Annotated in this window: 20 protein-coding genes and 1 pseudogene; 13 read left to right on the top strand and 8 right to left on the bottom strand. The window is 40.4% G+C overall.

Features of this window, described 5'->3' with window-relative positions:
- Positions 1-496 (bottom strand): PepSY-associated TM helix domain-containing protein (locus tag ATS71_RS19140; RefSeq protein WP_235591495.1); only part of this gene is annotated, 496 nt, incomplete at its 3' end.
- Positions 493-834: a hypothetical protein gene (locus tag ATS71_RS14125; RefSeq protein ID WP_058405401.1), complete on the bottom strand. Its 342-nt coding sequence runs from the start codon at positions 832-834 to the stop codon at positions 493-495. The genes ATS71_RS19140 and ATS71_RS14125, both read right to left, overlap by 4 nt.
- A 257-nt stretch (positions 835-1,091) precedes the next feature.
- Here ATS71_RS14125 and ATS71_RS14120 point away from each other — a divergent pair, with 257 nt between their 5' ends.
- From ATS71_RS14120 to ATS71_RS14105, 5 genes are all read left to right on the top strand, one after another.
- On the top strand, positions 1,092-1,448 hold the full coding sequence (locus ATS71_RS14120; RefSeq protein ID WP_058405400.1) for a VOC family protein: 357 nt from the start codon (positions 1,092-1,094) through the stop codon (positions 1,446-1,448).
- A 150-nt stretch (positions 1,449-1,598) separates the two neighbouring features.
- Positions 1,599-2,189, top strand: coding sequence for a uracil-DNA glycosylase family protein (locus tag ATS71_RS14115; RefSeq protein WP_058405399.1), 591 nt, complete (start codon positions 1,599-1,601; stop codon positions 2,187-2,189).
- Positions 2,190-2,560: 371 nt separating this feature from the next.
- Complete coding sequence (locus tag ATS71_RS14110; RefSeq protein ID WP_152995688.1) at positions 2,561-3,619, top strand: TonB-dependent receptor; 1,059 nt, start codon at positions 2,561-2,563, stop codon at positions 3,617-3,619.
- Positions 3,620-3,826: 207 nt separating this feature from the next.
- On the top strand, positions 3,827-3,988 hold the full coding sequence (locus ATS71_RS19135; protein ID WP_235591494.1) for a hypothetical protein: 162 nt from the start codon (positions 3,827-3,829) through the stop codon (positions 3,986-3,988).
- 1 nt (position 3,989) lies between these two features.
- Positions 3,990-4,865, top strand: coding sequence for a bile acid:sodium symporter family protein (locus tag ATS71_RS14105; protein ID WP_058405398.1), 876 nt, complete (start codon positions 3,990-3,992; stop codon positions 4,863-4,865).
- Positions 4,866-4,930: 65 nt separating this feature from the next.
- On the opposite strand, the gene ATS71_RS14100 is transcribed toward ATS71_RS14105, so the two are convergent.
- Entirely contained in the window at positions 4,931-5,839 is a 909-nt protein-coding gene (locus ATS71_RS14100; RefSeq protein ID WP_058405397.1) for a LysR family transcriptional regulator, read from the bottom strand.
- Positions 5,840-5,954: 115 nt separating this feature from the next.
- On the opposite strand from ATS71_RS14100, the gene ATS71_RS14095 reads away from it, so the two are divergent.
- The 7 genes and pseudogenes from ATS71_RS14095 to ATS71_RS19130 all read left to right on the top strand — a co-directional run.
- Complete coding sequence (locus tag ATS71_RS14095) at positions 5,955-7,175, top strand: acyl-CoA dehydrogenase family protein (RefSeq protein ID WP_058405396.1); 1,221 nt, start codon at positions 5,955-5,957, stop codon at positions 7,173-7,175.
- Positions 7,176-7,184: 9 nt separating this feature from the next.
- Complete coding sequence (locus ATS71_RS14090; RefSeq protein ID WP_058405395.1) at positions 7,185-8,006, top strand: SDR family oxidoreductase; 822 nt, start codon at positions 7,185-7,187, stop codon at positions 8,004-8,006.
- 12 nt (positions 8,007-8,018) lie between these two features.
- The gene (locus tag ATS71_RS14085; RefSeq protein WP_058405394.1) at positions 8,019-9,092 is read left to right on the top strand and encodes a phosphotransferase family protein; all 1,074 of its coding nucleotides are present in this window, start codon (positions 8,019-8,021) and stop codon (positions 9,090-9,092) included.
- Positions 9,092-9,796, top strand: coding sequence for a histidine phosphatase family protein (locus ATS71_RS14080; protein WP_058405393.1), 705 nt, complete (start codon positions 9,092-9,094; stop codon positions 9,794-9,796). Before ATS71_RS14085 ends, ATS71_RS14080 begins: the two co-directional genes overlap by 1 nt.
- A gap of 10 nt (positions 9,797-9,806) precedes the next feature.
- The gene (locus ATS71_RS14075; protein ID WP_201020877.1) at positions 9,807-10,553 is read left to right on the top strand and encodes an SDR family oxidoreductase; all 747 of its coding nucleotides are present in this window, start codon (positions 9,807-9,809) and stop codon (positions 10,551-10,553) included.
- A 345-nt stretch (positions 10,554-10,898) separates the two neighbouring features.
- A complete protein-coding gene (locus ATS71_RS14070; RefSeq protein WP_058405391.1) occupies positions 10,899-11,408 on the top strand; it encodes a hypothetical protein in 510 nt (169 codons plus the stop codon).
- A 573-nt stretch (positions 11,409-11,981) separates the two neighbouring features.
- Positions 11,982-12,260: pseudogene (locus tag ATS71_RS19130) on the top strand (hypothetical protein); the annotation flags it as partial.
- A 3,202-nt stretch (positions 12,261-15,462) separates the two neighbouring features.
- Here the strand turns inward: ATS71_RS19130 and ATS71_RS14055 are convergent.
- Both ATS71_RS14055 and ATS71_RS14050 read right to left on the bottom strand, forming a co-directional pair.
- On the bottom strand, positions 15,463-15,798 hold the full coding sequence (locus tag ATS71_RS14055) for a hypothetical protein (protein WP_058405440.1): 336 nt from the start codon (positions 15,796-15,798) through the stop codon (positions 15,463-15,465).
- Between the two features lie 131 nt (positions 15,799-15,929).
- Positions 15,930-16,499 carry a hypothetical protein gene (locus ATS71_RS14050; RefSeq protein ID WP_058405389.1) on the bottom strand — a complete coding sequence of 190 codons (570 nt, stop codon included), beginning with the start codon at positions 16,497-16,499 and terminating at the stop codon, positions 15,930-15,932.
- A 210-nt stretch (positions 16,500-16,709) separates the two neighbouring features.
- On the opposite strand from ATS71_RS14050, the gene arfB reads away from it, so the two are divergent.
- A complete protein-coding gene (gene arfB, locus ATS71_RS14045) occupies positions 16,710-17,123 on the top strand; it encodes an alternative ribosome rescue aminoacyl-tRNA hydrolase ArfB (protein ID WP_006793276.1) in 414 nt (137 codons plus the stop codon).
- A gap of 53 nt (positions 17,124-17,176) precedes the next feature.
- Here the strand turns inward: arfB and ATS71_RS14040 are convergent, their stop codons facing one another.
- The 3 genes from ATS71_RS14040 to ATS71_RS14030 all read right to left on the bottom strand — a co-directional run bounded on the left by ATS71_RS14040 (position 17,177) and on the right by ATS71_RS14030 (position 20,032).
- Positions 17,177-18,061: a spermidine synthase gene (locus tag ATS71_RS14040; RefSeq protein ID WP_058405388.1), complete on the bottom strand. Its 885-nt coding sequence runs from the start codon at positions 18,059-18,061 to the stop codon at positions 17,177-17,179.
- Positions 18,054-18,677 carry a fused MFS/spermidine synthase gene (locus ATS71_RS14035; RefSeq protein ID WP_058405387.1) on the bottom strand — a complete coding sequence of 208 codons (624 nt, stop codon included), beginning with the start codon at positions 18,675-18,677 and terminating at the stop codon, positions 18,054-18,056. Before ATS71_RS14035 ends, ATS71_RS14040 begins: the two co-directional genes overlap by 8 nt.
- 479 nt (positions 18,678-19,156) lie before the next feature.
- A complete protein-coding gene (locus ATS71_RS14030; RefSeq protein WP_058405386.1) occupies positions 19,157-20,032 on the bottom strand; it encodes a LysR family transcriptional regulator in 876 nt (291 codons plus the stop codon).
- Positions 20,033-20,036: the final 4 nt, after the last annotated feature.

Genomic DNA, 20,036 nt, shown 5'->3' with positions numbered 1-20,036 from the left:
TCGCAAGCAACATAAAAAAGCTGGCAAAACACACCACCCAACGCCCTGTTATGGCATCTAAATAATAAAGCTGGTAATGCAGCCGATAAAAAAAGTTACCGCCTTTGGTTTCTACAAAAGGTGGTAGTTCTTGCATTGTATTAGGGTTTATTTGGGTATTTACAAATTTGCTACGCCGCTGCCCTGGCTCTTTTGGTTTGGCATAGCCATACACTAAATAGGGAATACGCTGCTCTGGTAGCGTTACTCGCCAACTGTTAGAGCCTGCACCATAGTGGCTTAAATAATCAAAGCCTTTAACAATTTGCATACGCTGTGCGGCTACTCTGTCGGTTTGCGCTTGCACATTATGAATTGCGGGCTGGTTCCACAGGTTTATTTCGTCTCTAAAAAAACTCACCGTGCCTGCAAAAAATACTACGTAAATAATCCAGCAAGCAAGTAAGCCTACCCAGGTGTGTAGCCAGGTCATCGATCTAAAAAAACTGTCTTTCATAGCCAATCCTTTAATACTGCAAGTATGGCTAAAAACACTCCACTACTTAGTAAAATACTGATCCAAACTGTTGTTAACGATTTAACCCAAAAGGCACATATAAACACAACCGCGTAAATTAAAATGCTAAGCGAAACGCAAAGTAATACGGCGTCTTGTTTAGCCATAGGCAATACAACGCTAAGTAATGCAATTAGGGTAGAGGTAAACACATACCCGCCAAAAATAGCGATAAAAAAACGTAAAAATACTAATAGCTGATAACGGCTTAGCCGTTTATTTAAAAGTCTAAATGAGCTCAGCTTGGTTAGTAATGCGTTGAAAGACGCTGCACGCATAGCATTGTTTCTCTTTAAGCATGAAGAATAAATTTAGGACGCTATTATACATTCGAAAGATGCAAAAGATAGTAGTTATCATTTAGATTAATGTATTGTAATTTCAAACTCAACCTAGCGTGCAATTAAATGGATTCACTAGTAAATAACGTATATTACTTAGTAAAATACTGATCTATGTTTTGAAGTAACCGTTGCACAACGATTTACTAAAGACTAAGGTGTAAAATCAAACAATAAAAAAAGTTCAAATTATAATGAGCAACCACGAAAAACTAAATTATGTTGAGTTTCCAGCGTGCGATTTAACAGCCACAAAAAGCTTTTTTACTAACGTGTTTAATTGGCAATTTACCGACTACGGCCCAGAGTACACGGCGTTTAGCGGCCAAGGGCTTGATGGCGGCTTTTTTAATGCGCCGCTTAAATCGCTTACTCAAAATGGGGCTGCTCTACTGGTTTTTTACAGTAACGATATTCACGCAACTTATAAAAAAGTAGTGCAGTTTGGCGGTGAAATAGTAAAACCTATTTTTGATTTTCCAGGTGGGTGCCGGTTTCATTTTACAGAGCCCAGTGGTAACGAATTTGCAGTTTGGTCTGAAAAACACTAAGTATTACAAGGGCTACAGCGCTGTTTTAAACAGAGATCACGATTTTACCAACTAAAGGCCGTTTTAATTAAAATAAACCGATTTTTTACCAACTCATTGGGTCAAAATGGCCATTTAGAATAAATATTGAGCATTTAAGGCCAAATAAACATGAATACCAGCCGATTAATACAACAAGTTAGTAAATGCGTGATCTGCGAACCTCATTTACCGTTAGGTGCTCGCCCCGTTATACAATTTAATGCCAATGCGCGTATTTTAATTGCCGGCCAAGCACCGGGCATAAAAGTACACGAAACTGGCAAGCCCTTTAACGATGCCAGCGGAAACCGCCTACGCGAATGGCTTGGGCTAAGTGTTGATGAGTTTTATGATCCACAAAAAATAGCTATTTTACCTATGGGCTTTTGTTATCCTGGTAAAGGAAAGTCGGGCGATTTACCACCTCGAAAAGAATGCGCGCCCGCATGGAGAGTGCAATTACTGGCCGCTCTGCCAAATTTAGAACTAACAATAGTGCTTGGTAAATACGCGCAGGCGTATCATTTACCGTATACTAAAAATAGGCCTTTAACCGAGTTAGTAAAATCGTGGCGTGAGTATTGGCCACAATATTTAGTGTTACCGCACCCAAGCCCACGCAATAATATTTGGCTTAAAAAGAACCCATGGTTTGCACAAGATGTTTTGCCAGAACTTGCTGAGCGCGTTACTGCAATATTAAACAAAGAGCCACAATGAACAGTTATAAAACACATGGTTATATGTTTGTAAAGGGGCTTTACAGCAACAACGAGCTAAATAAAATTGCTAATCCACAGGTATTTTTTAACCAGTTCTAACTCCGCACAAAACCCGCACTAACCCCATTAAAAACTAAACTTTTTCAGCTCAACTATAAATATTACTAATAGTGCTGAATAAATAAACATCACTGTTATTTATTTTAAGACTCGTCAGTATGAAATAGACGCAAAAATATCCAATAAAAATAACCTCTATAATGGAGTTGCAGCTATGACAACTGAACACACAGTCACACACGTTTAAATCATGCTTTTTTAAAGCAAAATGCACTTACTTTATTTACTCTAAGCGCACTCAGTGTGGGCATGGCACAAGCTGCCGAGAATAAGGTAAATAAAAGCGAGCTTGAAACCATCACCGTGACCTCGCAAAAGCGGGTGCAATCACTGCAAGATATTCCTACCTCTATCCAAGCGCTTTCGGGTGACTACCTCGAGCAAAACAGCGTTGACGATTTACTCAACCTAAGTGAAAGCCTACCCAACGTACACATTACCGAAACCTCAAGTAGTAAGCGTATTTTTGTACGCGGTATTGGCTCGGGCACTAACTCCGGTTTTGAACAATCGGTTGCTATGGTTAAAGATGGCGTTTATTTAGGGCGCGGGCATCAGGCTAAATTTCCATTTTTAGATATGCAGCGCCTTGAGCTTGTTAAAGGTCCGCAGTCGGTTATGTTTGGTAAAAATGCCACGGCAGGCGCATTTAGCATGGTTTCAAACTCGCCAACCGATGTACTTGAGGGCAATGTGTCGGTTGAGTTTGGATCAGATAACGAAAAGCGTTTTACTGGCATTATAAATATTCCTATTAACGATGATTTAGCCATTCGTATTGCCGCGTTTGATAGTTCTGTTGATGGCTTTTTATATAACCAAGCGCGGCAAAGCGATGAGCAATCTAACGATTCATCGGGGGCGCGTTTATCAATAGATTGGCAAGTAAACGATGATATAAACGCATTGTTTAAGTGGGAACACGGTGAGTTTGAATCGCATGGCTCGCGCTATCAATACATTATTGATACTCCCAACCGCGACTTACAAATAGCAAGCGATTCAACAAACCCGGGCAACGTGGGCTATCGCTCACTTTTATTAAGTGATAACTCAGGCCTTGATTATACAAGTTCGGTATCGGGAGGTTGCCACCCCGATGGGCTAAATGAGCAAAGTAAAACCACGCTTGAATACGTAGCGGGCATTTTTTATATGCGCAGCGAGCTTGAGCACCCAAACAATATATTATTTGGCGCTTCGTTACTTATTACTGATTTAGTGGGTACATCACTGAGCGTAAATGCCCTGTTTGATCAAGACCAAAAAAGCTACTCAGCATTTTTACAGCTCTTACGTGGAATGTAAAGGCGCAATAGCACGCTTAACCTTGATGAGCTAACCACGTATGTTAGTACCCACGTACCTGAACGAGCTGCAATTCCTAAAGCTATTTATATCATTGATGAAATACCGCTAACTGCCGTAGGTAAAATTTATAAACCCGAACTGGTTTGCCTCGAAATAAAACAAACCATAACAGAGGTAATTAACGCGCATTTAAACAACAAAGCCGTGCAAATAAATGTATTTGCTGATAAAAAGTTAGGCATAAAAGCCATAATTTCAGTTAAAGAAGATGAGTTAAACGCGCTGCAACAACACATAAAAACGCTGCTAACCCCGTACTCATTTAACTACGAAGTGCTGGCATTAAAAACAACAGAGGCCGGCTAATTTGAATGCATCATTTTTAACAGAAATAATACTCCCCCTCGCGCTTGCCCTTATTATGTTTGGCATGGGGCTTGGGCTTACACTTAGCGACTTTACGCGGCTTTTTAAAAAGCCCGTAGCAATTGCTATGGGCTTGGTAGGCCAAATTATTGCCATGCCGCTACTGGCTTTAGGCTTATGTTATTTACTTAATTTACCCACGCCAATTGCAATAGGGTTAATGATTTTAGCCGCGTGCCCAGGCGGTACTATGTCAAACGTAGTGAGCCAGCTAGCAAAGGCTAATTTAGCGCTTTCGGTAAGTTTAACCGCGGCCTCAACCGCTATTAGTATTATTACCACACCGTTTATTATTGGCTTTGCCATGCACCAATTTGCTCCGCAAACTGATGCCAGTTTTTCTATATTAACCACATCACTTGGGTTATTTGTAATTACCTTAGTACCGGTAGCAATAGGCATAAGCCTTCGCCATTTTAAAAGCGAATTTGCGATTAAAAGCGAGCCGTTTTTTAGGCGTTTTTCGTTATTTTTTATGCTCGCCATGATAGCCGCACTTGTAATAAAAGAGCGCGCATTACTGGTAAGCTCGTTTAACGATGTATTTTGGGCGTGTATAGCGCTTAATATTGGCTCAATGATTATTGGTTTGCTCATAGCAAAACTTTCAAACCTTAACCTTACCGATTCGCTTACACTGGGTATTGAAGTAGGCATTCAAAACGCATCGCTGGCTATTTTAATTGCTATAAGCTTTTTAAATAAGCCCGAATACGCAGTAACAGGCGGCGTATATGGCCTAGCCATGTTTATAGGCCCACTGTTATTAATTGCTGCGCTAAAAATTAAAAACAAACGCGCACTAATTACGTTATAACCCCTTAAATAATGCTTACAAAGCGCCAAACTTAGCCTGCTAAGTTTGGCGCTTTTTTGTATAAATTAACGCTTAAATATATTTTCTACTTGGCTACGTAGCCACATTAGGGCGTCGTCTTTATCGGTATTTTGGTGCCAATATAAATGCTGATAAATAGCTGGCATTGTGGTGGGTACGGGGCGCGCTATTAGCGTGTCGTCTAGCAATTGGCTTGCAACCATTGAGGGCAGGGTGAGTAAAAATGGCGAGTTTTTTATTACCTCTTTTGCGGCAAAATACGTTTGGCAGCGCATGGCTACCTCGCGGTTAAAGCTTAGCTGCAATAAGGCTATGTCTTCAATTACGGTGCCGGTGGCTCTGTTTGAAACCGCTACATGCTTAGCGCTTAAGTAATTTTCTATATTTAACTTATTTTTTAGCGGGTGATTTTTATTTAGTAATACACAAAAGTGATCGCTTGAAAGCACAGCATGGCTAATAGGCGCTTTTATTGGCCGCGCTACATCTATGGCCATATCAATTTGATGATTAGCCAATTGCTTGTGCATGTCGTCACGGTTTAGCTTAACGCTTGCAAGGCTTGCGTTAGGGGCGTGTTTTGCAATTATTAACTGCAACTTTGGCAGCACTATGGGCTCAATGGCATCGTGCAGGGCAATTTTAAAGGTTTGCGCGGTGGTGGCTAGGTCAAAATCGCCACAGGCTTGCAGCACCTGGCGTAACTTTTCGAGCAAATCTATTAGCGCTGGTGCCATGCGCTGACACGCTGGGGTGGGCAGCATGAGTTGCCCTTGGCGCTCAAATAACGGATCGTTCAATACACTGCGCAGGCGTTTTATAGCATGGCTTACCGCTGAAGGCGTTATGTAAAGCACCTTTGCGGTTTCACTCATGTTTTTTTCACGGTAGAGACACTCAAAAATTTTAAGTAAATTTAAGTCTAACTGCTGAATATTTTTAGCTTCAATCACTATTACCCGTCCACACTATGAATACAATTCACATTTAATTGGTAATATATTTCATTTAATTCATTAGGGCGAATGTTTTATGCTGGGTTAACTAAAAAATAAACAGGCAACCCTAATGAACTTTGAGCCAAGCCAAAAAAGCCAAGACTACCTAACGCGAGTTACCGCCTTTATGGATGAACACGTATTGCCTATTGAGCAGGCGGTAGTTGCGCATAATCACGCAAAAAATAATTCAAACGATTGGACCACTTGGCAACTAAGTGAGCACATTGAGCCATTAAAAGCGAAAGCAAAAGCCGCTGGCCTGTGGAACTTATTTTTACCCGATGCAGCGCTAGCACAAGGCTTAACCTGCCTAGAGTACGCCCCTATTGCAGAGCAAATGGGTAAATGTTTATTTGCATCAGAAATATTTAACTGTAACGCCCCCGACACCGGCAATATGGAAGTGCTGTATCACTTTGCAAACGATGAGCAAAAACAGCAGTGGCTAACGCCTTTATTAAATGGCGAAATACGCTCTGTATTTGCCATGACCGAGCCCGATGTAGCCTCATCAGATGCCACAAACATGCAAGCAACTATAGATGTTGATGGCGACGAACTCATTTTAAATGGCAAAAAATGGTGGACCACAGGCCTTGGCCACCCCAATGCGCAGGTAGCTATTTTTATGGGGCTTTCCAACCCCGAAAACGATAAACACAGCCAGCACTCCATGGTACTTGTGCCGCTAAATACACCCGGCGTAAATATTAAACGCATGCTAAGTGCCTGCGGCGATTTTGATGCCCCCTACGGCCATGGCGAAATGGAATTTAATAACGTGCGTGTACCAAAACAAAACCTTATTTTAGGGTTAGGCAAAGGCTTTGCTATTGCACAAGGGCGTTTAGGGCCTGGGCGAATTCATCACTGTATGCGCGCAATTGGCGCTGCAGAGCGCTGTTTAGAGCTAATGATTAAACGCGGGCTTTCGCGCAGCGCCTTTGGTAAACCGTTACTTAAACTGGGCGGCAATTTAGAACGCGTTGCACAGGCGCGTATGGCAATAGATCAAGCCCGTTTATTAACACTGCATGCCGCATGGAAAATAGATACCCAAGGCGTTAAACACGCAATGACCGAAATATCGAGCATAAAAGTAGTGGTGCCCAATATGCTACAAATGGTGTCTGATATGGCCATACAAGTATTTGGTGGCGCTGGGGTGTCGAGCGACTTTCCTATTGCCTCGTTTAATGCAATGGGGCGTATTTTACGCCTTGCCGATGGCCCAGACGAAGTACACATGGGCATGGTTTCGCGCCTCGAACTTAATAAATACCACTAAGGCAACACTATGAAAACAAAACTAATAATAACAGGTGGAGCCACAGGTCTTGGCAAAGCATTAGCGCTTAGTTACGCAAGTAATTTAGGCGCAAACTTACAAATTTGCATTGCCGATATAAACGCCGAACGCGCAGCCGTAACTATTAACGAGCTACAAGCATTAAAAGCCGATGCCTTTTTTTACGCCTGCGATGTAACAAAACAAGCCGATGTAAAGGGGCTTTACGATTTAATTCAAACCAAGTGGCAAGGCGTGGATATTGTTATAAATAATGCAGGCGTTGCAACCGGCGGCTCGCTTGAGGGCGAATCGCTTGAGCAATGGCAGTGGATTATGGATATTAATTTGCTGTCTATGGTGCGGGTGTGCCAAACGTTTTACCCGCTATTTAAGCAACAAGGCAGTGGCTACTTTATTAATGTAGCGTCGCAAGCAGGGCTTACACCTATTCCGTTTATGAGCAGTTATAACGCAGTAAAAGCGGCAGTTATTGGCTTTAGCGAAACCCTAAAACTTGAACTTGCCTACGACAATATAGATGTAAGTGTTGTGTGCCCCAGCTTTTTTAAAACCAACCTTGATGAATCTATGCGCACCAGCGAACCGGCTATGAAAACTATGTTAAACCGCGCCTTTGAGCGCTCACCCATTAATGCCGAACAAGTTGCAGATATTATTTATAAGCAGTCACTTAAACGCCCATTTTTAATTTTGACCCATAAATTAGGTAAACAGGCCTTTTTAATGAAAAAACTACTCCCCGTTGAGTGGTACATTAAAAACATGCTTAAAAAAACACGCTCTATGCAACGTTTAAAATCAAAATAATAAAGGCTAACAATGAACACACACTTATTAGATCAAACCAAAAGCGTGCGCCAAGGCGAAGAGCTCGACACACAAAAAGTAGATGCCTGGCTTAAACAACACATTACACAGTTAACTGGCGATCCAAACGTTACACAATACGCAGGAGGCGCGTCAAACTGGACCTACTGCCTAGACTACCCAGAGCAATCGCTTATTTTACGCCGTGCCCCAAAAGGTACAAAAGCCAAAGGCGCTCACGATATGGGGCGCGAATTTAAATTACAGCAGGCGCTAAAACCGGTTTACAGTTACGTACCTACTATGCAAGCGTTTTGCGATGATGAAAGCATACTTGGCACCGACTTTTACGTTATGGAAAAGCTTACGGGGATTATTCCGCGTAAAAACTTACCGCGCGGATTAATGCCCACGCCCGAGCGCACCAAACAGCTGTGCGAAAACGTACTCGACTGCCTGGTAGAGCTACACAAAGTAGATTACAAACAGGCCAATTTAAGCCATTTAGGTAAAGGCGAAGGGTACACGCAGCGCCAAATTAGCGGCTGGAGCGAACGCTTTACTAAAGCTAAAACGTGGAACGTACCAAGCGGTAAAAAAGTAATTAAATGGCTTGAAAACAACATGCCAAGCCACGAGCGCATTTGTATAACGCATAACGACTTTAGGTTTGATAACGTTGTACTTGATGCAACCGACTACACCAAAGTGCTGGGTATTTTAGATTGGGAGCTTGCCACCCTTGGCGACCCACTCATGGATTTAGGCAACACATTGGCTTACTGGGTAGAACCCGGCGATGACTTTTTAGCCCAAGCCACGCGCCGCCAACCTACCCATCTAGAGGGCATGCTAACGCGCAAAGAAGTAGTGGCCTACTACTGTAAAAAAATGGATATAACGGTAGATGACTTTACCTTTTACGAAGTGTACGGGCTATTTAGGCTTGCAGGCATAGTGCAGCAAATTTATTACCGCTATCACCATGGGCAAACTAAAAACCCCGCCTTTAAAAACTTTTGGGTGTTTGTACATTACCTTTTGTGGCGCTGCAATAAAGCCATTAAAAATCAAGGAAAAGCCTAATGTGTATTTTATATTTAGTACGCCATGGGCAGGCTAGTTTTTCGGCTGATAACTACGATATGCTCTCAGAAAAAGGGCAGCAGCAAGCCACATTATTGGGTGAGTATTTAGCACAAAAGCAGCTAACGCCCGATGTGGTATTTGCAGGGAGTATGCTACGCCATAATCAAACTGCAAAGCTAAGTTTAGCAAGTATTAATAATGCGCCAGTGGTAATAAACAATGCGCGTTTAAACGAGTACGATCACGAGCACATTTTAGCGGTTTATAACCCAGAGCTTGCCACCGCAAGCCAAGTGCGTGCTGCACTTAGCAAACAAGCCGACCCAATGGAATATTTTAAAACGGTATTTATTAGCGCTATTGAGCAGTGGGTACTCAACCCCGATAGCACGCTATACAACGAAAGCTTTAATGCATTTACTGCGCGAGTACTGGGTGCCATTGAGCAAATAGCCAATGAAAACCATGGCAAAAAAGTACTTATTTATACCTCGGGCGGGCCTATTAGCATTATTACCAGCCATTTAATGGGGCTAAAACTCGAGCACTTTATTGATATAAATTGGAGCCTAGTAAACGCAGGCGTAACCAAAGTAGTGGCGCGCAGCAAAGGGGCAAACCGTAAATTAGGCATTAGCAGTTTAAACGAGCATCACTTTTTAGAGTGCCACCCACAACAAAAATTAATTACATACACCTAAGGATTTAATTATGCGCAAAAATATACTCATAACAGGTGCAAGTTCAGGCTTAGGCAAAGGCATGGCAAAAGAGTTTGCAAAACAAGGCTGTAACCTTGCTTTATGTGCTCGGCGCTTTGAGCTACTAGAGCAACTAAAAAGCGAGCTTGAACAGGTAAACCCTAATATAACCATTAGCATAAAAGTGCTTGATGTAAACGATCACGAGCAAGTGTTTAGCGTATTTAACGCCTTTAAAGAAGAGCTTAACGGCCTTGATAGAGTAATCATAAATGCAGGTATGGGCAAAGGTGCCTCTGTTGGTACGGGTTATTTTAATGCCAACAAACAAACCGCACAAACCAACTTTGTAGCCGCCCTTGCCCAGGCTGAGGCCGCAATGGAAATTTTTAGAGCGCAAAACCATGGCCACTTAGTGACTATTTCGTCTATTAGTGCAGTGCGTGGTTTTAGGCGCGCCATGACCGTTTACGCTGCTACAAAAGCGGCCATTACCTCATTAAGCGAGGGCATACGCATAGATGTAATGCACACGCCTATAAAAGTAAGCTGTGTACACCCAGGTTTTATAAGAAGCGAAATAAACGAAAAAGTAAAAACCGTCCCGTTTATTGTTGATACCGAAACCGGCTGCAAAGCGCTTGTAAAAGCCATTAACAAAGAAAAAGCCAACAGTTTTGTGCCAACCTGGCCATGGGCTTTTTTACATTGGGTTTTACGCATAGTGCCTTTAAGTACACTTCGTAAAATGTCATAGCGCTGGTTGATAAAATAATGTAATAGTTTAATGGCCTAAAAAATAATGCTTAGGCCACTCTACTATTGCGATTACTAAATTAAAAAGTTAACAAAATAGTTTGCACTCTTCATCCTAAACTCAACAAACCACATGTAACTGCTTAATTTTTATATCGAATAGAAATTAAAATCCTCAAAAAGCAATACTTTTTAATCATTTATTGTTTCCAAAAACACAATATGTTAATTATTTATTTCAAACAGGTACATACTATGTTTAAATTGCCGCAATGGAATAAGATACTTATAAATAAGACCGCACACGGAGGTAAATAAAATAATAAACATTTAAAATGGTAAAATTATGAATAAAAAAATCCTTGCAGCTTCAGCCTTATTAGCTATTTCATCTACTTCTTTATTAGCATCTAACCAAACATTTCAAGCAAGTGTAAATGGTTGGAGCGAGCCAACGTTTGCAGAAAATAGCGCATTACACTTTGGTAAAATTCGTTTAGCAACAGGCTCTACGTGTACAATGGATAATGCTGGCGCAATTACGGGTGACTGTGATGCATCAGATGCAAACATTCAACTAGGTGCATTAACTGTTTCAGGATTAGCGCCAAATTCTGCGATGAACATTACTGTTTCAGGTAGCTCAAGCAGCAATCTAACATTTGCCCCAGTAACAACTGCAACCGATAGTACAACAACTGTAACAACTGCTGACGGAGTAGCATCAGCATTTACGACTGATGCCAGTGCAACAGATATTGGTATTAACGTATACGGCGCTATGAACGTAGATACAGCACTTACAGCTGGTGCAAGCTACACAGTAGATTACACTGTAGATGTATCTTTTCAGTAATAAGCACTATGTAGTTAGTAAATAATAACTAACTACACGCATAATGTGGGGGAATTACCCCACATGTTATATGTTTTATGAATTAGTTGACTCCCATGACTTTTAAATTTTTTTGTTGGGCCGCTCTGTGCTTAACATTACTACTTCCCCAAATTTGTAGTGCCAACCTTGCTTTGTCTGAATACCGTTTATACTTTGATGGACGTACAAAAAACAATTCTTTAATGATCAGAAATACGTCTGACAAAAATCTCGACTTTAAACTAGAGATCACCCACAAAGACATGACTGAAGAAGGCGCGTTAATAGATGTTTCGCCCAAACAAGTTGAAGGTCGCTCAGCTAAAGACATGTTGAGGTTCTCGCCCAGACGCGGAAAAATTGCTCCTAAAGGCATGCAAGCAATAAGAATGACGGTGCGAAAAAAAGCACAACTCCCTGCGGGAGAGTACCGAGCTGTTTTAAGAATTATCGCTTCTGAATCTCAAAACCCTAATTCAACAGGTATCAGCATACGCCCTAAAGTTGCTTACAGCGTGCCTGTTATTGTTCGCCACGGGCAATTNGAAGNNNATAAACCCGCAGCTAATAACTCAAAATGGGCATCCAACCCTTACATTTTGGCAAACATTAACCGGTAATCGTTCTGTGTATGGTAATTTTGAACTCGTTAATAGCGACAACTTACCTGTTGGTGAATTAACAAATGTCGCTGTTTATACCCCTTTGTCGCGTCGTAAAGTGTATATAACACTTCAAGAACCTATATCAGGGCCGCTCACTTTAAAATATAAAGAAAACGCTTTATATGGCGGAAATATTGAGTTGGCTATCCCTGTAAATATTCAATAAAACGTGTTTAAACCACGCGCATATTGTTGTAGCGCTTTAATTAGTTTACTGATTATTTTATTTTTTATAGTGCCTACAACTACACATGCAACACAACTATTGCCTCTTTATCAATGGCCTATTGATGAAGATGCATTTGTGATCGTCAATGTAAGAGTTAATGGCCGTTCTGTTGTATCTGACTTAGAGGCCTACTACACGCAAACAAATAAACTTTTGCTGCCTGTTAGTGCATTAAAATCAACGATGGGAATTAGTTTTAAAATTACCCAAAGCGAATTAATAGCCACCCTTGACGATTCAAAGCACACATTAAATATCCCAATTAACGAAGCAAATACCTCGCAATTAAACGATACATTGTGGGCGCGTGATGATTACGATCATTATGTTGAGCTGTCGGTTATTAATACACTTTTAAAAACCGAGGCTGTTTTTGATTACTCACTCATGCAGGTATCTTTTGTAAGTTCATTAGTCAGCGAACAAAGCAATAAAGCGGCACCTTACTCAAGCAAAAAACAAGTTTTAAAACCCGCGTACGAACACGTTATTGACGATGAGTATCAAACACTCACTTACCCTGTATCTGAATACGCGCTTTCTGCTAGCTATCGCAACAAACAAAACCGCTACAAGGGCTTAATAAGGCTTAATAGTTACTTTGATTTATTTCATCATAAAGCGGAGNTCCGATTTAATAAAAGCGAGAACACTGCCAATACCTTTTTTAAAGTGAGTAAAGACTTTAACCTAACTTCGCAAGATCACTCTCTTGAGCGTATACACTATCAAATAGGTGACATTCAATCGCAATCAGATCCACTTATTGCAGGTGCAAGCCAAGGTATGGGGTTTTATATTTCTAATGCCAATCCACACTCTACACAAAACTTTTCAGCTATTACCATTGAAGAACCGGCCTTACCAGGCTGGCAAGCCGAGCTGTACCGAAACGGTCAATTTATAGCAACCACACAAGCAAATGATAATAACTTGGTGACCTTTACCGATATTGAAACGTTTTACGGAAACAACATTTTTGAAATTAAACTTTTCGGTCCGCAAGGGGAGCAAATAACACGGACCCAAAAATATACCATAGGCTTAGACGCCCTATCGCCAGGAAAAATCAGTTATCAGGTTGAGTTAATAAATTCAGATAAAAGCGTATTTGGTCAAGCGGCATCTAACAACTCCCCCTTTAGCAACTCCTTTAAAAGTATTGTTTCCTATGGGGTTAACGATAACGTCACGTTTGACGCGCAACTAACCCACTTAAATGGTGATAAAAATAGCAATGGTTATATCTCTTCTGGGCTTAATATACTGTCTGAACATGGCAGCTATCGCTTATTAGCAACTAATCAACTTGAGGCGGGGCATGCTCTTTTTGCAGGCTTTAGGGGTCTACTTTCAAACGATTTATACAACGACATAAACGTAAATATTGAGTACAGCCTATTAAATAATTTTTCGAGCGCGTTATATTTACCACAAAGTACTATTCTTAAAAATAAGCTACTTCTGAGCTTAAATGGTAAAACGAGTATGTTTGACTCGTTAAATTGGACTATGAGGTGGCAAAACGAAAAGCGCCAAAACAGTGCTGCTAAAAATACGTACTCGTTTGGTATTAATAATAATTTTGTAGGCGGCACTTGGGCAAGCCGACTTTTTTATAACGATGAGAATAACGAACTAACCAATCAGCTTTACGCATCAATCGATATTGACTCCTGGAAGTTAACAAACACACTAGACTGGATGCCCTCAAATGGGAACGATATTGTTAGCTTAAGCAGTAATTTACGTTGGCCTCAAACTCAAGACACTTTTAACCAAACACAAATTTCATATAACCCAAGCTTGGCAGCAAGTACCAAACTGAGTCATCAATATACTTATCGACACGACGCGTTTAACGTGCAACTTTCGGGGCAATATGACAGTCATGGCGATTGGCTTTTATCGTTTGGCTTAAATGGTACATTTAGCTTTGATCACCTAAAAACAGATTTTGTATTTGATACTCCTAGGTCGCTGAGTGCAGGGCAAATAGAAGCCTCTTCGTTTATTGATTGGAACGAAAATCAACTATTTGATGACGGCGATGAGCCACTCCAAGATGTAAAGTTTACGGGTAACTACAAATGGCGAGATAAATATACAAATAGCGATGGAAAAATTTTGTTACCCAGTAGCCATGGCGGACAAATTTTAGATGTGGATTTACGCTCTTTACCTAATCCATATTTACAGCCAACACGCAGAAAAATTAAAACAAACGCCCACAGAGGAGGGCAAACTAAAATTAGCATACCTATGGTGATATTTAATGAGGTGGAGGGGACCGTTTATATTTCAGTTAATGGAATGAGCAAACCTGCTGCAGGTATTACTGTGAGCTTACACGACATAGATTCAGATAAAACATACAGCACAGTAACAGAATACGATGGTTACTATTATTTTGCCAATATAACGCAGGGCAAATACACTCTTTCAGTTCAAAACACAAACACTGACACCCCTCAACTGAGTGTTAAAAACTTACCAGAGCATATCATTACCTCTAAAACCGGTGACACCATAATATTACAAGACATTGTACTGCACACTCAAAGCTCTTCGATGCTTGCCAGCACACCTAAAGCGCCAGTAATAAACACAAATAACACTGCGTATTTTGTTCAATTAGGCGTGTTTAAGCAGTTTGAATCAGCCCTTATTGTTGCTAATAAAGTAGATTGGGATAAATACCCATTGAGGTTATACAAACATCAAAATCGAGATAACTACTACTTAGTAGCTGGCCCCTATTCAAATGCTAAAAAGGCGCAAACAACCATTAATGCGGTTTATTCAACCCCAGCTCTTTATGGAAGTTTTATGGTTGATGCGAGGCGCTATGCCTCTTTAGATTGGCAGCTAATGGGCTTATGGGAAACTGAAAAAGCTAACAAAGCCACGCTATATTTTTGCCAATATGCAGCTTATACCTCAAAAAAGTCACTAAAAACTAATGTGCTAAACGCAAACCCATCCTTGTTTGTTCTTGATAAAAATATAAAAGGTAAAAAACACTTGTTAATGCTTTCTGGCCCACATAAACCGCAACAACAAGATGCATGCGATACAAACATCAGTAAGCAAATAAAAGAACTTGCCACACCAATAAAAAAATCGTGGGAAAGTATTGTTACTTTAAGGTAGTAAAGTAATGCTCGCTAATATTTCCATTACTATCGGCATAAGATTCGCATTTTATTTCACAGCGCGCGCCCGCTGACTCTGCAATCCAATTTGATTTTTGTTCACGCTTTAAATAACAAGCAGAATAAAAAGCATCTTCTTTTTGAGCTGAAATAACTGTGCAACGCGCATAGTTACCCAGCTTTAATTCTTTTATAGGGAAGTGCTGCTCTTGAGCTATAACGCCTGCGCTAAATGTTTTGCTTGATTTAGCAAGCGCAAACACCGAAAAGTAGGCACTGCAAAATAACAATATACTTACCACTACGTACCACGTTTTCATAAAGTCAAACCCAAATAAAACATACCTAAATTGTAGAACTAAATAAGCTTTATGCACTTATTTTAGGCATTAAAAAAGGTGGCAAATGCCACCTTAAAGTGTTTATTAACTTAACGAGAACGCTGGTTAACTTATAAAAGTGCAAACAATTTTTTAAGCTGTGGCATGTATTCACTTACTAATGCCAAGTTGCTCTCGCTAACAAGAGGTTCGTTTGTATCAGCAGCGCTTGACGCATTACCTAACGACCCCATTAACGATGTAGCGCCTTTATCTTTAGCGCTCTTCATGCTTTGAAAGCCACCCATTAGTGAATTTGCTGTTGCTTTATTTTCATCAGACAAACCCGATTTAAGATTTTCTATGTACGCCATAGACACTTCTGAACCAACAGTAATTAACTGCTCAGGCGTAAAGCCGTAGCGAGTAGTGACACTCGCAAAACTTTTATACAATGATTGCTCTTTAATCATGTTAAGGGCTGTATTTGCAAGCGCACCTTGTTCTGCTGTAGTTTGATCTGCGGTTGCGCCTAGCATGCTACCTAAGTCAACGTTTTTTAACGCATCTTGCGAGCTCGCCCAGCTTGTAACAGCAGGTAGAGCTTTCATGTAGCTTTGTAAGTCACCCTCGGTGATATCTTTAGCAAAACCAGAAAAGCTCATCGCTAACAAGCTCAGTGATACAAGTAATTTTTTCATGCAGGTACTTCCTATTATCGAAAATCGATTATTATATTAGGCCCGTATAAGGGCTGCGCAATTAAAAACTAAATAATTGCATATGCCAATCTAAACTTGTCTATTGGCGTCATTGTTTACTCAACTTAACATTACTGCCCATTAGTCTTATTCACCCTAAGTCAATGTACAAATGGTACAATGCATTTTTAACAACGGAAACTGAACGCAATGTTAACAATTTCAAATACAGTCACTATTGATGAGTGGGAATTAGAGCTCACCGCTATTCGTTCTCAGGGTGCCGGTGGCCAAAACGTTAACAAAGTAGCCAGCGCCATTCATTTACGTTTTGATATTAATCGCTCTAAATTACCTGACTTTTACAAAGAACGTTTACTTGCTTTAAACGATTCGAGGATCACCAAAGAGGGGGTTCTCATCATTAAAGCACAAAGCCACCGTACTCAAGAGCTCAACCGCGAAGACGCGTTAAAACGTTTAAAAGATCTCATATTAAGCGCAACAAAGGTTAACAAAGCCCGCCGCGCAACCAAGCCAAGCCGTAACTCGCAGCGTAAACGCATGGATAAAAAAACCAAACACGGCCAAACTAAAGCACTGCGCGGTAATATTAAATTTTAACAACAAACCTAAATGGCTGCGCCTAACAACACAATGGTTAGGCACATTGCATATTAAAAGTTAAGTAGGTTAGCAGGGGAGTATTGATCGGTCAGTATTTTGGTATTTTTAGGCCAATCTTGACTGTTTTTTGTGTACTGCATGTAATTGCTTATGGCGTTTATATCTATATCATATTTTTTAAGCTTTGACTCAAGCGCTTTAGCACGTTCGTTAAGTTGCGCCTGTGTTGGCATAGTTTTAATGCCCGCTAAAATAATACGGTTGCTTCGATTAGCGCGGCTTACATTAATAAAATCGCCAAATACGCTGTGGTACGTTGCCGACTCATGCTCGTATAACTTGCTGCTCGAAAACGTATTAGCAGCAATCACGCCCCCATCAGCCAGTACGCTTTGTACTTCTTCAAAAAACTCTTTGGTAAGCAAATGCTCAGGAATGTAATCGCCATTGAATGCATCAAGAATGATCCAATCATATTTTTGCTTTTTAATAGCCGCGCGTTTTATAAATATACGGCCGTCTTGCACGCTTGATGTAACGTTATCGGTTTCTATAAAATTAAAGTAATCGCGGGCTACTTTTAATACTGCCGAATCTATTTCAACATTATGAATTTTAGCGCCAGGGTAAAGCTCATGAATAACATTAGAAAGCGTGCCGCCACCTAAGCCTATAACCAGCACGTTTTTAGGGTTTTCGGTTACTAACAAGCTCGCAAAAGTAAGCTTGGTGTAGTTAAATACGAGCTTGTCGGGGTCGTTTTTGTACATGCAACTTTGACTTGTTTGGCTACTTTTAGTGTTAAATTTTAGGCAACGTAAGTCGCGAGTTTCATCAACAATTATATTTCGATACAAAGAGCGTTCTTCATGAATGACCTCGCTCATTGCTGCACCCGAAAAGACGCTCGCAGCTAACAATAAATATTTAAGCATGAGCCAACTCCTTATTACCAGCAAAGCTATTAACACCAATAGCAAGTACGCCAAGTGAGCCAAGCGTTAAAGCAAAGGCGCTAATAATGGTGTTAACATCAAACGCGAGTACAAAGTAAAACGAAGTAATAATAGTACCAAGGGCACTCCCCAGCGTGCTTACAAAATATAAAATACCCGCAACCTGGCCGCTTTTTTCGCTGTCGGTAACCAATAACCTTACTGAATAAGGCGAAATCATGCCTAAAATAATGGTTGGAATAAAAAATAAAGCCGTAGAGGCGAGTAACGAGCCATAACGGCTGTCTTCAATATGAGTAAAAATAAATTCCATTATAGGCTCAGCAAACAATGTAATAGGCACAACCATAATACTCGCCACTAAAAATATTAATCCGTATTTTGTTAGCGACGCATTTTTTGTACTCAGCTTACCGCCAAGCAAGTAGCCAAACGACAAACTAAGCATAAATACAGTAATAATACTGCCCCAAATATGTACACTACTGCCAAAGTAAGGCGCTAAAATACGCCCTCCTAAAAGCTCAATCCCCATAATGCAAAAGCCACTGCAAAAGGCTAAAAAGTAAATCAAAGCGTTTGTTTTTAAAGTCATGTTTTTATCGTTATGTAACTATAAGTAGGTCACCATACTAACGTGATGCCACCAGAGTCGCCAGTGTAATAATTAGCCGTTTGCAGGAATAAAAAAGAGTATTGCTTATTAATTTGTTATGCTATTATTTTTGTTACAATATAACATAATTTATTTTGTTGTGTTGTCGGTTAATTGTAGTTGTATATTTTCGTTTAATTACCTGATCTACTTTGATGCTAAAAAATGTGTTGATAGCTAACTAAAAAAATTTACTATTTAGTTGTTCTCGGCAATTGCTCCTGCATTGTTGTACCTTCTGCATCCATGTAGTCGTAAATGAAAGTTTTTAACGCAAGTAGCGCCACCTTTAGCCCGCAAAGTGATTAAGTATTATTACGAATTACTATTTTTAACCACCTTACTTATTTTGTAATGTAGTTTTCATCCTAAAGCGCTTTAGTGTAGTGGCTAAAGCGCTTTATTTATTAGGCCTCATTTTATAAAGAGTGCATAAGTTTATTAAGCCAACCATCGGCCTTTGATGGTTTGTATATCATTACAATGCTTTCACTGTAGTGACTGTTAACCCCCTTTACAGTTAATTTTGTAAGCCCTAAATCGTCAATCACAAAGTTAGGTAAATACGCCAACGCCAAGCCACTTTGCACCACCTCTATTAATGCACTGTAGTCGCTACATCTAAATACAATATTGCGCGGGGCTATGTGATCTTGCCAGCCGTCGGAGCCTATACCTTGCTCTAAGCCGCATAACGGCGAAAACAAAGGGCATGCAAAAGCCGCGTGCAGTAATTGGTTTTTATTAAGCGTTAATGCACCTTGTTGTACTAGCTGATGCGAAGCATGCGCTGCCACACTAAACCCAGTATTAAATACATCAACCGCCACTAAATTAGCGTATGAGCTATTATTTAGTGCCTCGCGAGTTACTAGCGCAATATGCGCCGAGCCAGACGCAACTTGGCTTATGGCTTCACCTTCAAACACATTATTAATACGCACCGAGCAGAGCAGGCTGCTAAGAGGTGTAAGCAGCTTTTTAAGGCCACTTTTAAGTAAAATGGCAGGGCCTGCAATAACCGCATTAAATTTATGATTGTCACTTTTAAAACGGCTAGTAAGCTGCTGGTAATTATGAACTAAATCACTACTGTGCTTAACAAACTCTTTACCTTTATCATTAAGTACTAAGGTTTTACCCACACGATTAAACAGCTCCGTGGCTAAGTTTGCCTCAACCTTTTTAAGCGTTTTAGACAGCGCACCTGGGGTAATATTAAAATGTTTAGCGGTTGTATGCAGGTTTTGCGAACTCGCCATATGAATTACTTTTTCAATGTCATCTAAATGCATAGCG

It is taken from the genome of Pseudoalteromonas sp. H71, assembly GCF_001468485.1.
Taxonomy (GTDB): domain Bacteria; phylum Pseudomonadota; class Gammaproteobacteria; order Enterobacterales; family Alteromonadaceae; genus Pseudoalteromonas.
Note: the sequence above shows the minus strand (reverse complement) of the source record. Positions and strands in the feature narration are given on the sequence as shown.